The following is a 15,588-nucleotide window of genomic DNA, read 5'->3' on the forward strand; positions in this document are numbered from 1 at the left end:
GAAGCACCGTCGGCTCCGGTCTCAGGTGATCCTGTCCACTACCGGCCATGGTGAGCCTCCTCGTGCAGGGTCGATGGCTCAGGGGAGCCGCCCGCGCCCGTGGCAGGCAGGGGGTACCAGCAGGCGTACTGGTGCCGCACCGGACCGTCACCCTGCAGCAACGGAGGGGTCTCCTGGCGGCACTTGTCCTGGACGAAGGGGCATCGAGTCGCGAAGGCACACCCGCTTCCGGCATCCGTTGGCCGTGGTGGCTGACCCCCAATTGCCTTGAGCCGCGCCGTTCCTTCGTCGAAGGGTGAGGGCACGGCATCCAACAACGCCTTCGTGTAGGGCATCCGCGGATGGGCGAGAACTTCGTCCGCCGGCCCACTCTCCACGATCCTGCCCAGGTACATCACGACGACTTCGTCCGCCCAGTTCGCCACCAGCGGCAGGTCGTGGCTGACCAGAACCAGTGCGGTGTCTCGTGTCTCGTGCTGCTCGTGCAACAGCTGGAGCACCTGGTCCTGGACCGTGACATCGAGGGCTGTCGTCGGCTCGTCGGCGAGGATCACCTCAGGATCACAGGCGAGTGCCATCGCGATCATCACGCGCTGGCGCATGCCCCCGGAGAGCTGGTGCGGATATTGCCTCAGCCGTCGGTCCGGGTCGGACAGGCCGACGTCCTGGAGCAACTGCCGAGCGCGGGCCCCTGCCTCGTCACGGCTGCAACCGGTCTGGAACCGGATCACCTCGCGCAGTTGAACACCCACCTTGCGCACCGGGTTCAGCCCCGTGCTCGTGTCCTGGAAGATGGTTCCGGTGCGGTCCCGGACATGGGTGGAGAACTCCTCGTCCGAGAGTCCAGACACCTGACTTCCACTGATCCACACGCGACCCCGGTGCTCCCGGACCGAACCGGTCAGGATGCGCAGGATGGACCTGATCAGCACCGACTTTCCTGACCCGGACTCCCCCACGATCCCCAGGGTCTGCCCGGGCCGGACCGCCAGGGAGACGCCATTGACGGCGTACAACGGCCCGAAGGGTGTGTCGAAGGTCACCCGGAGGTCTTCCACGGCGAGGGCCGCGTCACTCGGCTCGACGCCGTTGACCAGGCCGCCATCGTCGGAGCTCGGTTGTAGCTCCTCGAAGGATGCGAGCGGGACCGACTCGTCCGGATCAACCTCCAACTCGGCCAGCGTGGTGACATCGCTGGTCATGACGTCGTGGATCAGGTTCATGGCCAGGACGGTCAGGATCATCACGGCCGCAGGCCCCAGGGTCGCCCACGGGTCCACCTCGAAGCTGGCCCGACCCTCCTCGACCATCGCCCCCCAGGTCGGGGTCGGTGGCCTGACCGAGAGGCCCAGGAACGCAAGGCTCCCTTCGGCCACGATGACCAGGCCGACACTGAGGAATCCGAAGGAGAGAGTCGCTGGCACGACGTTCGGCAGCACCTCGCGCAGGATGGTCCTCCTCGGTCGAGCACCGAGCGCTCGGCTTGCGGTCACGAACTCGCGACGTGAGACGGTCAGGGTTCCGCCCCGGACGACACGTGCCGCGGCCGGAGCGCTGAGGATTCCCAGGACCAGCAGCACGTTGAGCAGTGACGGTCCCATGAAGGTCACCACGAGCAGCGCGACGACCAGGCTGGGGAAGGCCAGCGCAGCGTCCACCACGGTCATCAGCACGGTGTCGACCCAGCCCCGGAAATAGCCGGCCAGCAGTCCGATGACGCCGCCCAGCACCAGCCCGATCAGAGTCGCCCCCAGCCCGACCACCAAGGAGACCCTGGCCCCGTGGGCGACCCTGGCCAGCACGTCCCTGCCCAGCACGTCCGTGCCCAGCCAGTGATCACTGCTGGGCCCGCTGCGGGGGTCACCCACCAGCGTCTCGGTCGGGTCAGCGAGGGGAAGCACGTCGGCCAGAAGAGCCAACCCGATGACCAGGACCACCCAGGCCGCGCACAGCCACAGGAGGAGCCGAGAGCGTGGGGCATGCGATGCACGTGCCCGACGCAGGCCGATGGAGGTACTCACAGACGAATCCTTGGATCAAAGGCGGCATACAAGAAGTCCACGGTCAGATTCACGACCACGTAGGTCAGGCCGATCACCAGAACCACGCCCTGCACCATGACGAAGTCGCGGGCAAGGCTGGCGTTGATCAGCAGCCGCCCCAGGCCGGGGATCCCGAAGATCGACTCGATGATGACGGCACCACCGATCAAGGACCCGATGGTGAGCCCCAGGACGGTCAACAGCGAGGTCAACGAGGGCCGGAGCGCATGCACCCAGAGGATGCGCTGCCGGCCGAACCCACGCGTCCTCGCCAGCAGCAGGTAGTCCTCGCGCAGTGTCCTCAACAGGTCGCTCTGCAGCATCCGGTAGTACATCGCGACCTGCCCGAGCGCGAGGGTCACCGCCGGCAGTGCCAGTGACTGCAGGTGGGGACCCGGTCCGCCGTCCCACCCCACATAGCCACTGACGTCGACCCAGCCCAGCTTCAGTCCCACCACCCCTGCCAGGAGAACTCCCAGGATGAACACGGGGGTCGAGATCAGGGTGAGGCTGGAGACGGCTGCGATGCGGTTGGTCCAGGCGTTGGGCCGGTCGGCCGTCAGCACGGCCAGGGGAACGGCGATCAGGAGCGCCAGCAGGATCGACCATCCCAACAGTTCGAGAGTGATCGGGAGTCGTTCCAGGATCGTGTCGGTGACGGGCGTCCCCCACGAGATCGAGGTGCCGAGGTCTCCCTGGGCTGCCGCCGCGACCCAGGAGAAGTAGCGGCTGACCGGGTCCTGGTCGAGTCCGAGATCGCTGTGGAGCTGGGCCCGGGCCTCCGGGGACGCCTGCAGCCCGAGGATCGCGGTGGTCGGGTCTCCGGGCAGCAGCTCGATGAGGAGCTGTGCCAGGAAGCTGACCACGACGAGCACTGCGAAGAGCCGCAATCCTCGGGTTGCAAGGAATCCGATCATTCCTGGTCCACGATCCAGACTGCATGGAAGTTGAGTGCCGGGGACGGATTGCCGTACGGGCCGTACTCCATCTGACCGCTGGGCAGCTCGTACTGTCCAACCCCGCCGACCGATGCGCTGGTGATGATGGAGGCAGTACTGAGGTGGTCGATCCAGATGATCGGAACGATCTCGCCGAGTCGACGCTGCACCTGCGCGTAGGCATCCTTGCGCTCGGCTTCGTCGATCGAGGCACGACCGCGATCGAACCCGTCATTGATCAACTCCTCGTCGATCCGGGTGATGTTGGGCGAGATCTCGCCGATCGGAGCAAGCGTGGCACCGTGGAAGAGCAGACGCTCCATGTCGGGGTCAGGTGCACTGAACTCGACCATGGAAGAGATGTCGTAGTTGCCCTTGATCAACCGGTCGATCAGGGTTCCCTGGTCGAGCTGGTCGATGGTGAGGTCGACACCTGCCTTCTTCCACATGTCCTGGACGAGTTGTGCCGTTTGCAGAGCCGATGCGTCCGCGAGCGTCATCAGGGTGAGCTCGATCTGCCCGTGGGCCGCTTCGTACTCGGCGATCGCGCTCTGGGCCGCCTCCAGATCGAAGTCGGGGTAGTCGGACTCCACGTACCAGGGAGAGTCCTCCGACCACGGGCCGCTGGCGGGCTCGGTCAAGCCTTCACGCACGACGTCGATGATGGTCTGTCGATCAGTGGCCGCGGCCAGGGCACGTCGTACGGACTCGTCCTGCAGCGCGCCCTGAGCAGTGTTGAGCACGTAGACCGACTCGGGGACGGCCATGCCGGTCGTCCGGGTCACGATGTAGTCGGCGTCGTCCTTGAACTTGGCCACGTCCTTGGCATCCCGGGTCGAGATGCCTGCCACGTTCCCGGACTCCAGAGCCAGTCCCCGGGCCTCGTCATCGGGGATGATCCGGAACTCGATGCCGTCCAGGTAGGGCAACCCCTCGTCCGCTCGCCAGTAGTCCGGGTTCTTCTCGACGGTCAGGGAGCTGTCCCGCAGGTGCTTCCCGAAGAGGAACGGGCCCGTACCGATCGGGTTGGCGCTCGCCTCGTCCGGGTTCTCCAGGGACTCCTCCGGCACGACCAGCCCGATCTGGGTGGTGAGATACATCGGGAAGGTCGCCCAGGGCCTGGCCATGCTGACGACGACCGTCCGCTCGCCGGCGACGGTGATCGACTCGATGTCAGCCAAGGTTCCGGCGTTGACTGGCTTGGTTCGGTGACCTTCGAGGTTCTTCGCCACCACGTCCGCATCCAGCACGTCTCCGTTGGAGAAATTGATGCCCCCACGCAGGACGATGGTCCACTCGGTTGCGTCATCGTTGGGCTCCACGGACTCGGCAAGGTAGGGCTGCCAGTTCCCCTCGGCGTCGAGGATGGTCAGTGGCTCGAGGATGGTCCTGGCCATGGTGTTGGTCTGGCCCGAGAAGGTGTCGTTCTGTGGGTCGAAGCCATTGGCGTCGGCGCTCACGACGAACTTCAGTGTGCCGCCCGGCACGGGCTCGTCACCCGCTCGTTCCGTGTCGGCCGGCGTGCTGCAGCCGGCAAGAGCCACCGCTCCGGCCAGGAGCGCGGCGGCTACGCCTGCGCTCCATCTCTTCCGTGAGTTCAGCACGGCTGTTTCCCTTCATCCACTGGCCACTGGGCGCGGCACAATCTCACCTGTACCTTCGACTCCATGCCCCTGGATCGGGGAGTGGGGACTCCCCCACCCTTAGGCAGGTACGTCGTTGAGATTGACCAGTCCAGCCACTCCTGGCCGAGGGCTCACGGCGCATCCATGGCCCAACCCAATGCGAAGCGCTACTGTCGGAACCGTTGTTGGCTGCAATCGGAAGGACCTTGTTCCGTGAGTCGGTCGGGAGACGAGGAACCGCACCACGCGCCCAGCGTACGACACGACGAACTTGTCGGGCAGGTCCGTGGGTTGCTGCCGTTGGGCGGCGTCCTCATCATCGAGGGCGAGCCCGGCATCGGCAAGACCTGGGGACTCCAGGGGATCTCCGCGCACTTTGGCGCCCAGGGGGCGGAGGTAGTGTCCTGGTCCCGCTACGAGCCCACTCCCGACTCCTCCCCCCGCAGCACCCCACCCCAGATCGTGCTCCTCGACGATGCCGATCTCGCACCCCGGGGACCCGCACTGGGCAACGTTCCTCTGCCGGTGCCGGCGGGAACGGTGGTCGTGGCAACTAGGACGTGCGGTCGAGTGATCCACGCCGACCTGAGTCGGCAGCTCTACCACCCAGATTCGGCGGACCGTACCGCCGTGGTCGTTCTGAAACCCTTGGACAAGGCACGCCTGACCAAGGCACTCGGGAAGCGCCTGACCGACCAACTTTCCCCCGAGCAGGTCAATGACATCGTGGTCTCCTCCGCCGGCAATCCTCTCGTGGCCCGACATATCGCGGTGAGGATGCTCGGAGTGGTCCAACCCGGGACTGACGGCCTGATGGTCAGTCGGATGCTGACCAACCAGAGCGATGCAGTCAGGTCCACGGCCCGTATCGTCGCGACTCTCCGCACGGTCGGTCCCGAAGACCTGGGCCTCATCGTCGAACTGACTGGCCAGCCACGCCCCACGGTTGCCGAACACATCGACACGATGCTGCGCCACGGCCTGCTGCGGCAGACGGAGAGTGAGGCTCGGTGGCACATCCGGCACCCGTGGCTGGCCTCTGCGCTCCGTGACGAACTCGGTCCGGTTCAACGAACCGACATCCATCGTGCGGCTGCGCTGCACCTGCGGGAACGAGGAGAAGGGTCCGCGACGCTTCTTGCCGAGCATCTGCTTGCCTATGTGTCCGCCGACGACCCAGCCGGGGTGACTGCGCTGATCAGCACAGCGGACAAGGTTTGCGGCAACGCGCCTTCCTTGGCCGTGACGTGCTATCGGCGCGCCTTGGAACTGCTCCCCGACGGGTCCCCGAAGATCCCCGAGACGAGCGCCTGCCTGGCCCGCGCCTATCTGCTCGCCGGCAGGGCGGAGGAAGCGGTCCAGTTGGGAAGAGCCGCCTTGCTCCGAGAGCAGAGCGGGGCCGCCCCGGACGGATCGACGCCTCCGTGGCTGCTGCCCGTCCTCACCGAGGCGATGAAGGTGACGGCAGCTGTCGCCGAGGCTGGCGAGATGCTGAGCTCGGGACGCACCCGCCCGACCGGCCCCCTCCAGGATGCGCAGGCCGCCTATCTGCTCACCATGGCTGGCCGCCACTCCGAGGCAAGGTCACGCATCGACAAGGCTCGCGCGTCCGTTGACCTGCTCACACCCCGGGAACAGGTCAACGTCCTGACCAACGTCCTGCACAGCCTCTGCGTCTCCACACAGTTCAACGACGCGTGGGAGGAGGTCAGCCGGCTGGAGCGCATCGTGCTGGCAGCGCCGGCCGACTCCCAGCTGAACGCCTACGCAACGATCGCTCACGTCCATGCGGTCTACGGGAGCCCGGAGCACAGCCTGGCCGCAGCAGACCTGGCCAAGGAACTCCTCTCCGACGAGACATGGGGGCTGCACTTCCCTGAGGTTCTCTATGCCCAGGCCATGGGCGCCACCGACATCGGGGAATGGGACCGAGCACTGCAGATCGCCGAGGAATGCGATGAGCAGTTGGCCCTGTCCGGGGCAACGAGCTTTCTCAACCTGATGCGTCACCTGCGTGTGGAGATCCTGGTGGGCAGGGGCGAGGTCGCCAGTGCACGCAAGGTAGCCCATTCACTGGTCGGCGACACGGAGATGCGCAGGTCCCTGCAGAGTGAGGCACTGGCCGAGATCGATGTCATGGAGGGGGCCACCACCGCCGCGGCGGGACGCCTCTCCCTCCAACTCCAGGAACACGACGTTCCTGACGGATTCCGGGTCTCGCTGCTCACCCGCCTGGCCGACACCGCGGCGAGCAGCGGGGACCGTGCTCTGGTCGACAAGTGCCTGACTGAGATCGACCTGCGATGGGGCCTCGACGGTGTGAGCCGTCGCAGCAGGATCACCTGCCGACTCGCTCTGGGGCGGGTGGACTCCGATGCGGTCCTTCTGACCACCGCCCTGGAGGAGGCACGCGAAGCCCGACTGCAGTTGCTCACTGGCCGGGCACATCTCTACCGAGGCCTCCTGGCGTCCGATCCCGAACCGGACCTGGTCGCCGCGATGAGGATCTTCGGGCAGCTCGAAGCGATCCCTTGGCGCCGGTCCACGGCAGCCGAGTTGCGCAGCAGGGGCTTGAAGGTTCCTCGACGGCCACGCAACGACTCCGAGAACCTCACCGAGACAGAAGTGCAGCTGGCCCGGCTCGTCCAAGCTGCTCATTCGAACAAGGACATCGCCAAGATCATGTTCTTGAGCGTGAAAACGGTCGAGGCCTATCTGAGTCGGCTCTACGCCAAGACGAATTGCCGCAATCGCCTCGACCTGGCACGGGCCCTGGACGAGGGCCGCCTCAAGTTGGACGGGCCCGAGCGGCAGCGCTAATTGCAGGGGCATCCTTAGTGTCGAGGAGTCCCCCGGATTCCTAGGGTTTGGACGTCAGCAGACGCGACTCGCATCGTGTGACGCCACCAGACTCGGAGACCGAAAAGATGCAACTCGATGGAACGGTCGTAATCGTCACCGGCGCCGCCTCCGGCCTCGGCCGCGCCACCAGTGAACTCCTGGCCACCCACGGCGCCCGGATCATCGGCGTCGACCGGGATCCCGGCGGACTCGAGCGGCTGCAGGAGTCGATCCCGGGGGCGGTAGTCGTGGAGGCCGACATCACCTCTCCCGACGATGTCGCGAACCTGCTGCGGCATGCGGGCGAGGTCGGGCACATCGGGGTCCTGGTGAACTGTGCCGGGGGAGGCATCCAACCTCACCGCACCGTCGATCGCGCAGGACGACCGGCCGACCTTGAACCGTGGCGCGGAGTGATCGAGCTCAACCTGATCGCGGCCTACGACCTGACCCGGCAGATCGGGAGCGCGATGGCAGCTGCGGAGCCGGAGGGACACTCCCGCGGCGTCATCATCCACGTGTCCTCCATCGCCGCACTCGACGGGAGTCAGGGGATGTCGTCGTACGTCGCCAGCAAGGGTGCCCTGACACCGCTGGTCCACTCGCTGGCTCGAGACCTGGCCCCGTTGGGGATCCGGGTGATGGCCGTCGCGCCAGGGGTGTTCGCTACCCCCGCCTTCGACGCACTCCCCGAATCGGTGCGCGAGCGTCGCGCGAAGGACTACGTCTATCCCGAGCGAGCAGGCGCACCTGAGGAGTTCGCACGGCTGGTCCAGCACATCATCGAGAACGACTACCTCAACGGTGACTGCATCCGGATCGACGCAGGGATGAGGTTGCACCAGTGACGCCGTCCACCCGAACCACGGGGTTCGACCACGAGCAAGGGGCATCCCTGCCTGACCATCTCGCCGAGCGGATCAGTGCCTTGCGGACCGCCCTCGCTGATCCCGATCTCGACTTCGCCGCCCAGCGTGCCCACATCTTCGACCTTGGTCTTGCCTGGCCCACCTTCCCCGAGGGTCTCGGAGGCATGGGGTTGACCCCGGAGGAACTTCCACGGGCGCTCGCGGAGCTCGGCGCCTTGGGCACACCCGCGACTCCCCCACAGTCCGTGATCGGCGTGGGGATGGCCGCACCGACCATCATGGCGTTCGGAACCGCCACTCACCAGGCACGCCTGCGTCCGCTCTATGTCGGGGAGGAGTTGTGGTGCCAGCTCTTCTCCGAGCCCGGTGCAGGGTCAGACCTCGCCAATGTCTCCACCTCCGCGGTGCGCGATGGTGACCAGTGGATCATCAAGGGAGAGAAGGTCTGGACCTCGCTCGCCCACGAGGCCAGCTGGGGCCTGCTTCTGGCCCGCACCGACCCCGATGCTCCCAAGCACGCGGGGCTGACCTTCTTCATCGTCCCGATGGACAGCCCGGGAATCGAGGTGCTCCCGCTCTACCAGCTCACCGGCGAGGCCGAGTTCAACCAGGTCCGCCTCGACGGGCTGGTCCTCCCTGACGCCTATCGACTGGGCGAGGTCGGAGACGGGTGGCGGGTCGCCCTGACGACATTGACCAACGAGCGGGGTGCCCTCGCCGCCACATCGGGCCCCGGCGCGGACCCGATGGAGGCCGTCATCCAGCTCTGGGCGGCGAACGGTGATCGGGACCCCGACGAGCGAAGCCGTCTGGTCCGTCTCTGGATCCGCAACGAACTCCTCAAGAACCTGACCCGCCACGCGCCACCGGGGAAGACGGCCCACCTCGGCCCCGTCGGCAAGATCCTCTGGGCGGAATGCACCCAGGACATGGCAGAGTTGTGCTTGGACCTGCTCGGTGCCGAGGGCCTCGAATATCCCTACGGCTATCCGATGCGCCGCCCCGATCTCTCAGCCACGGCGACCGCCCATTCGTATCCGCACTACCGGTTCCTGCGCAGCCGGGCGAACTCGATCGAGGGCGGCACTTCAGAAGTGATGCGGACCATCATCGGCGAACGCGTCCTGGGACTGGAACCGGAGCCACGCGTCGACAAGACCTCTTCCTGGAAGGAGACCCGGCGAGGATGAGCACCGACACTGCCACAACCTCGGAGACACAGGCGCTTGCAGAGTCGCTGCGCACGCTCCTCGACCGGCACGACGTACACCCTTCACCTGCGTCGGACTCGGCGCACGGCCGCGCCCACCGTGACCTGTGGCCCGCCGTGTGCGGGCAGCTGGGCATCGGAGAACTGGCCTGGGAGAACGACCTGCCGCACCGCACCGACATGCTGGCTCGCTGCTTCGAGGTCGTGGGTGCCCGACTGGCCCAACTGCCGATGCTCTCGACCCTGGGTCTTGCCCTGCCCGCTGCCCGGGTTGCCCTGGGTGAGGCGGAGCCATCCTGGCTCTGTGATCTCGTCAACGGCGAACGGACCGGCACCCTCACCTTCGCCGACGATCAGGTGAAGGTGCTCCCTGACCAGGCCGATGGGTGGCGGATCTCGGGCGATCTGGGGCTCATCATCGACGGGACTGCCGACACCCTGCTGGTCGTGGTCGAGGCCGGCGACCTGGGGTCCTGCCTGTTCCGGGTCGACGGCACCGCGCCGGGTCTGGTGCGCGACCCGGTGCCCCCCTTTGACACCAGCCGTGAGATCACCCGGGTCACGACGAAGGAGTCGCCGTGCTCGATGGTCGGCGAACCCGGGATCGGTCAGGAAGTCCGGAAGACCTTCGCGACGCAGTCGACGACCCTGCTGGCCGCCGAACAGTTCGGCGGTGCCCAGGCGTGCTTCGACTTCGCCGTGTCCCATGCCAAGACCCGCTTCCAGTTCGGCCGCTCGCTCGGGTCGTTCCAAAGCATCAAGCACCGACTCTCCGACCTCTATGTCGGCTTGGAGTCCACCCGTACAGCCGTACGCCATGCCTGCGCCAAAGTGGATGCCGAAGCGCCTGATGCCGAGCTCTGGGGAGCGATCAGCCATCTCGTCGCCACCGAGAACTACGTGGACATCGCGAAACAGAGCATCCAGGTGCACGGCGGGATCGGCTTCACCTGGGAGCATCCGCTGCACCTGTTCCTCAAGCGCGCCAAGGCATCGGGCCAGGTCCTCGGGGCTCCACCATCGGTCCATCGCATCGGTGATCTGCTCAACGTCTGACCACGGCCCCCATCCAGATGTGGAGGTGACCGATGACCGACCAGGGACAGCGGACCTACGTCGTTGACGGACTGCAGGACCCCGCACGGGTGCTCGTCGACTCGCACGGGGTACCGCACATCTATGCGCAGGGGCGCGACGACGTGTTCCTGGCCCAGGGTTTCAACGTGGCCCGCGACCGCCTGTGGCAGATCGACTTCTGGCGACGGCGGGGGCTCGGACTCCTGGCCGAGGTGTTCGGTGAGGAGTACGTCGAGACCGACCGCGCCGCGAGACTCTTCCTGTATCGCGGCCCCATGGCCGCCGAATGGGCGGCATACGGTCCGGACACGGAGCGCACCTGCAAAGCCTTCACGGCGGGAGTCAACGCGTTCATCCGCCTCACCGAAGAACAGCCTGAACTGCTGCCTCCCGAGTTCACCGCCCTGGACTACAGACCCGGGGAGTGGGACCCCGCCGACGTGGTGCGCATCCGCAGCCAGAGCGTGCACCTCAACCTCGGCGAGGAAATGGTCCGAGCGCTGACACTGAAGACCTTCGGGAGCGCTGTCGAGGACCTGCGTCAACCCCGTGAGCCAGCGCTCGACATTACCGTCCCTGACGGCCTCGACCTCACTCTCCTATCTCCCGCGATGGTCGGGGACTTCGCGCGCGCCGTCGGCCCGCTGCCCCTGGATCGTGCGCAGGGCACGAGGGCCGGTGGCCCCCGGTCGGAGGGCAGCAACAACTGGGTCGTCTCGGGCGAGAGGACGAGGACGGGCCGGCCGATCCTGGCCAACGATCCTCACCGCGACACCACCTCACTGCCCGGGCTCCGGTACATCAGCCATCTCTCGTGCCCCGACTTCGACGTGATCGGCGCGGGAGAGCCGCACCTGCCGGGGATCAGCATCGGCCACAACGGGACCATCGCGTTCGGCTACACCGTCTTCATGATCGACTACGAGGACCTCTACGTCTACGAGACCTCGCCGGACCACCCGGAGTCCTACCGCTACCAGGACCGATGGGAGCCCTTCGAGCTGCACCAGGACCTGATCAGCCTGCCCGGTGGAGAGCATCGCGAGATCCAGCTCCGATTCACCCGACACGGCCCGGTCATCCACCAGGACGAGGACGCGAACCTGGCCTGTGCCGCACGCGTGGCCTGGCTGGAACCCGGGGGCGCCCCCTATGTGGGCAGCCTGGAGCTGATGCAGGCGAGCGATTGGGATGGATTCCTCACCGCCTTGACGCGCTGGGGAACTCCGGGCGAGAACCACGTGTACGCCGACACCAGCGGCAACATCGGCTGGAAGCCGGCCGGATTCGTCCCGATCCGACCGAACTGGGACGGGATGCTCCCTGTGCCGGGAGACGGTCGGTACGAATGGGCGGGCTTCCATCGATCCGACCAGCTGCCGTCCGAGTTCAATCCCGAGCGCGGCTGGATCGCCACAGCGAACGAGTTCTGCGTGCCCGACAACCACCCGCTGCACGATGGGATCGGCTTCCTCTGGTCACCTCCGGACCGCCACGGACGCCTCGATGAGGTGCTGTCGCAGCTGGACGACGGGGACGTCGCGGATCACTTCCGGCTTCAGAGCGACACGCTGAGCCTGCCTGCCCGGGACCTGCTCTCCGTGATCGCGGCACTGCCCTTCCGGAGCCCCTCAGCGGTTCCGGGACTGGTGGACCTGTTGCACTGGGACCATCGGATGGATGCTGGATCACGGGCCGCCCTCATCTTCGAAGTCTGGTTCCGTCGCCACCTGCGGCCGGCGCTGTGGCGTGCGCATCTCGAGCATCGGCAACAGGAACCGCTCTCCGACAGTGACCGCGCGATCGACATGGACCGTGCTGTCCGCTTCCTGATGCGGACCCCCCACATGGTCGACGACCGTCGCACCGAGGTGGCGCTCCTACAGGCCGCCCCTGTCCATCTCGGCCTCGATGGTGCGAAGCTCGCCGATCTGGTGGAGTCCACACTGACGGCCACCCACGACGAGATCACCGGACTCCTCGGCCCCGAGGACGGAGAAGAGCCCTGGACCTGGGGTCGGCTCAGCCACACTGCGGCCCACCACCCGCTGCGCTCACTCCTGTCCGGGACCCTGGATGAATCGTGGCTGCAGGTCCAGCCGGTGGCACGTGCGGGCTCGCCCAGCACCGTGGGCGTGAACGGCTATGACGACGAGTTCCGTCAGACCTTGGGCTCCACGGTCCGCTTCGCCTTCGACGTCGGCGACTGGGACCGGTCCCTGGCCATGAACGCACCCGGGCAGTCCGGAGATCCGCGCAGCCCGTTCCACCGGAACCTCTTCGCTCCCTGGGCCGCCGGGGATTCATTCCCCCTTCTCTACTCGCGCAACCTGGTCGAACAGGACACCGCCCTCCGCATCCTCCTCGTGCCGGGCCGGGACGAGCGCCAAGGAGGATTCTCAATGGGTCCGAACACCTCTCAACGGCGGCGACCTTCATCGACCGCAGATCAAGAACGTCAGGCTGACTCGTCCGATGACCGTTGAAGCAGGAGATGGCATGGCTCAGCTGGCGGTCCCCATTGACAGGTCCAGACCGTATGTAGTCACCGGTGCCGGCTCCGGCATCGGGCAGGCGGTGACGGAGTTGCTGTTGCAGCTCGACGCAGAGGTGGTCACGGTCGATCTCGCCGCGTCGTCTCCTGCACCGCAGGACCGGCATGTCTCGGGGAATGTCGCCGAGACCGCGACCTGGCAGCGTGTAGTGGACCTTGTGGGTCGCCTCAGTGACGACGGAGCGGCCGGGCTCATCACCTGCGCTGGCGCCATCGTGGTGAGGGACCTCGCCACTACACCGCCCGAAGATTTTGAGCGGCTCTTCAGGGTCAACGCCCTGGGCGTGCTTCATGGCATCCAGCGGCTCGTGCCTGCGATGGCCGAGCGAAGGGACGGATCGGTGGTGGCCGTGGCCAGCGTCGACTCGCTCTTCGCCGAGGATCGGATGAGCGCCTATGCGACATCCAAGGGGGCACTCCTCCAAATGATCCGCTCTGCGGCGGTCGAACATGCCCGTCACGGAGTGCGGATCAACGCTGTCTGTCCCGGAGCGATCGACACCCCCCTGCTGCGACAGCACCTCAACGAATCGTCCAACCCGGATGCGGCCAGGCGCCGACTCGAGGGCGTGACGCCGGCAGGACGGCTACTCAGCCCGCTCGAGATCGCGCATCTGCTGATCTTCCTCGGCAGCCCACTCGCCTCTGCGATCTCCGGTGCAGCGATCGTCGCCGACGGCGGCCTCACCTCGACCTACGACTTCCGGCTCGAGGACTGATCCGGCAAGACTCACCGACGCCACCCTGCCGGCGACAGGGGCCTGCTCGGCAACTGCCCCGGGCGGCTGCGCGGAGTCCGCTCTGACCACCACACGCGACGAGATCACCGAACCGCTTGAGGCGGATCGCTAAATGCAGGGTTCTCCATAGTTCCGAGAGGCGCTCGGTGTTCCTAGAGTCCGGGACAACGCGTTCTCACCTGTCCGTCGCGACTCAAAGGAAGCCCCATGCTGATCGACGATTCGGTGGTGCTCATCACCGGAGCTGCCTCCGGGCTGGGAGCCGCAACAGCGCGGCACTTCTCCGGGCTGGGAGCTCGCGTCGTTGCCTTCGACCGCGACGCCGACGGCTTGCGGCGCATGGCGGACGAGGTCCCCATCGCCGCGACCGTGGTCGGTGACCTCACCCGGTCCGAAGACCTGGCACGAGCGATCGAGGACGCGGCGGCGATCGGCCCGCTGGCGGTCCTGGTCAACTGCGCTGGGGGCGGGTCTGCGCCTCGTCGAGTGCTCTCGCGCAGCGGCACGATGACTGACCTCGAGGAATGGAGATCGGTCACGGAGCTCAATCTGGTCGGCGCCCTGGACGTGTCACGGCAAGCAGCCGAGTGCATGGCGCGCAATCCCGACGATCCCACGGGTAGAGGCGTCATCATCCACATCTCCTCCATCGCAGCCCTCGACGGGAGTCTCGGGGTCTCCGCCTATTCCGCCACCAAGGGTGCACTGGTGCCGCTCGTCCAGACGATGGCCCGCGACCTGGCCCCGTGGGGCATCCGGGTGATGAGCATCGCGCCGGGCGTGTTCGAGACGCCGATGTACGCCGCGCTGTCGGACGCGATCAAGGAGCAGCGCCAGCGAGACTTCGTCTATCCCGCGCGCGCTGGGGCGCCGGAGGAGTTCGCACGCCTGGTGCAGCACATCGTGGAGAACGACTACCTCAACGCTGACTGCATTCGCATCGACGGCGGGATGAGGATGCACCAGTAGTGTCGCCTTCTCTCCGTGTTCCACGTATCGATCCCCTGGAGGACACACCATGACTTTCGTCGTTGAAGGGCTCGTCCGCTTCCCAGTCGGCGACCCCGTCACGGTCGACCGGTTCACCCAGGAGTTCGCAGAGGTCGAACTTCCTGTCGTGATGTCCTCCGGGCTGGGCCTGACCGGAGCCTGGGCCGTTGCGGACCCGGAAGGCCCCCTCCTGCTCCATCTCTACGGGCCGCTCGCCGGGTTGGCAGAGCTGACCGCAAGCGGACGGAAGATGGCCCAGTTACCTGCCGATCATCCCTACAACGGGCTCTATGCGTGGATCACCGGAGCAGACATCCGCTACACCCGGACCGTGCGCCCCGTGATCGCCCGGGGTGAGCGATCAGCTCGCGACCCGCGTGGAGACGGCCCCGACGCGGAAATCCACGTGATCGCCACCACCCGCTACGGCATCACAGGAGCAGCCACGGTCAGGCCGGTTGTGGCTGCTGCCGTTCACGACCTCGCCAGCACCGGGACTCCGGTGCACATCGCCTACGACACCCTCTTCGGCGATCATGGCTCGACTCGGTTGATCGGCGCCGCACCGACCCTAGAGGCGTTCGCCGCCGAGGTGGAGGCGCTCACCGCTTCCACCGCCTCCGAGCGCGACCCCTGGACGTTCGTCGAAGCAACGCCGTTGCCGTACTCACCCCTCAGATAAGGCCCCATCCGGGGGCCCTA

General features: G+C 66.8%; 11 protein-coding genes. 8 read left to right on the forward strand and 3 right to left on the reverse strand.

The genetic code is table 11. From position 1 onward, the window contains the following. Positions 1-38: 38 nt before the first annotated feature. The 3 genes from Q9R27_RS14600 to Q9R27_RS14610 are packed head-to-tail and all read right to left on the reverse strand — an operon-like array spanning position 39 to position 4,584. Positions 39-2,021, reverse strand: a complete 1,983-nt coding sequence (locus Q9R27_RS14600; protein ID WP_311253125.1) for a dipeptide/oligopeptide/nickel ABC transporter permease/ATP-binding protein — start codon at positions 2,019-2,021, stop codon at positions 39-41. After that, entirely contained in the window at positions 2,018-2,959 is a 942-nt protein-coding gene (locus tag Q9R27_RS14605; RefSeq protein ID WP_311253126.1) for an ABC transporter permease, read from the reverse strand. Before Q9R27_RS14605 ends, Q9R27_RS14600 begins: the two co-directional genes overlap by 4 nt. Next, on the reverse strand, positions 2,956-4,584 hold the full coding sequence (locus Q9R27_RS14610) for an ABC transporter substrate-binding protein (RefSeq protein WP_311253127.1): 1,629 nt from the start codon (positions 4,582-4,584) through the stop codon (positions 2,956-2,958). Before Q9R27_RS14610 ends, Q9R27_RS14605 begins: the two co-directional genes overlap by 4 nt. Before the next feature lie 234 nt (positions 4,585-4,818). Between Q9R27_RS14610 and Q9R27_RS14615 the strand changes: the two genes are divergently transcribed. The 8 genes from Q9R27_RS14615 (at position 4,819) to Q9R27_RS14650 (ending at position 15,568) form a co-directional block, all read left to right on the forward strand. Then, on the forward strand, positions 4,819-7,425 hold the full coding sequence (locus Q9R27_RS14615; RefSeq protein WP_311253128.1) for a LuxR C-terminal-related transcriptional regulator: 2,607 nt from the start codon (positions 4,819-4,821) through the stop codon (positions 7,423-7,425). A 107-nt stretch (positions 7,426-7,532) separates the two neighbouring features. Further along, the gene (locus Q9R27_RS14620) at positions 7,533-8,294 is read left to right on the forward strand and encodes an SDR family NAD(P)-dependent oxidoreductase (RefSeq protein ID WP_311253129.1); all 762 of its coding nucleotides are present in this window, start codon (positions 7,533-7,535) and stop codon (positions 8,292-8,294) included. After that, a complete protein-coding gene (locus tag Q9R27_RS14625; protein WP_311253130.1) occupies positions 8,291-9,505 on the forward strand; it encodes an acyl-CoA dehydrogenase family protein in 1,215 nt (404 codons plus the stop codon). The genes Q9R27_RS14620 and Q9R27_RS14625 overlap by 4 nt, the downstream gene beginning before the upstream one ends. After that, positions 9,502-10,581, forward strand: a complete 1,080-nt coding sequence (locus tag Q9R27_RS14630; protein WP_311253131.1) for an acyl-CoA dehydrogenase family protein — start codon at positions 9,502-9,504, stop codon at positions 10,579-10,581. The genes Q9R27_RS14625 and Q9R27_RS14630 overlap by 4 nt, the downstream gene beginning before the upstream one ends. Positions 10,582-10,613: 32 nt before the next feature. Further along, positions 10,614-13,088, forward strand: a complete 2,475-nt coding sequence (locus Q9R27_RS14635; RefSeq protein ID WP_311253132.1) for a penicillin acylase family protein — start codon at positions 10,614-10,616, stop codon at positions 13,086-13,088. Beyond that, positions 13,078-13,875, forward strand: a complete 798-nt coding sequence (locus Q9R27_RS14640; protein WP_311253133.1) for an SDR family oxidoreductase — start codon at positions 13,078-13,080, stop codon at positions 13,873-13,875. Before Q9R27_RS14635 ends, Q9R27_RS14640 begins: the two co-directional genes overlap by 11 nt. A gap of 228 nt (positions 13,876-14,103) precedes the next feature. Further along, complete coding sequence (locus Q9R27_RS14645) at positions 14,104-14,865, forward strand: SDR family NAD(P)-dependent oxidoreductase (protein ID WP_311253134.1); 762 nt, start codon at positions 14,104-14,106, stop codon at positions 14,863-14,865. A 49-nt stretch (positions 14,866-14,914) separates the two neighbouring features. After that, positions 14,915-15,568 (forward strand): hypothetical protein, encoded by a 654-nt coding sequence (locus Q9R27_RS14650; protein WP_311253135.1) that lies wholly within the window; start codon positions 14,915-14,917, stop codon positions 15,566-15,568. Positions 15,569-15,588 lie beyond the last annotated feature (20 nt).

The organism is Nocardioides sp. AE5 (genome assembly GCF_031844485.1).
In the GTDB taxonomy this organism is placed as follows: domain Bacteria; phylum Actinomycetota; class Actinomycetes; order Propionibacteriales; family Nocardioidaceae; genus Nocardioides.

Excerpts from the sequence above, each read along its gene's own strand:
- Q9R27_RS14630 (WP_311253131.1), top strand. The coding sequence starts at position 9,502 with ATGAGCACCGACACTGCCACAACCTCGGAGACACAGGCGCTTGCAGAG.
- Q9R27_RS14640 (WP_311253133.1), top strand. The coding sequence starts at position 13,078 with ATGACCGTTGAAGCAGGAGATGGCATGGCTCAGCTGGCGGTCCCCATT.
- Q9R27_RS14650 (WP_311253135.1), top strand. The coding sequence starts at position 14,915 with ATGACTTTCGTCGTTGAAGGGCTCGTCCGCTTCCCAGTCGGCGACCCC.
- Q9R27_RS14645 (WP_311253134.1), top strand. The coding sequence starts at position 14,104 with ATGCTGATCGACGATTCGGTGGTGCTCATCACCGGAGCTGCCTCCGGG.
- Q9R27_RS14605 (WP_311253126.1), bottom strand. The coding sequence starts at position 2,959 with ATGATCGGATTCCTTGCAACCCGAGGATTGCGGCTCTTCGCAGTGCTC.
- Q9R27_RS14635 (WP_311253132.1), top strand. The coding sequence starts at position 10,614 with ATGACCGACCAGGGACAGCGGACCTACGTCGTTGACGGACTGCAGGAC.
- Q9R27_RS14620 (WP_311253129.1), top strand. The coding sequence starts at position 7,533 with ATGCAACTCGATGGAACGGTCGTAATCGTCACCGGCGCCGCCTCCGGC.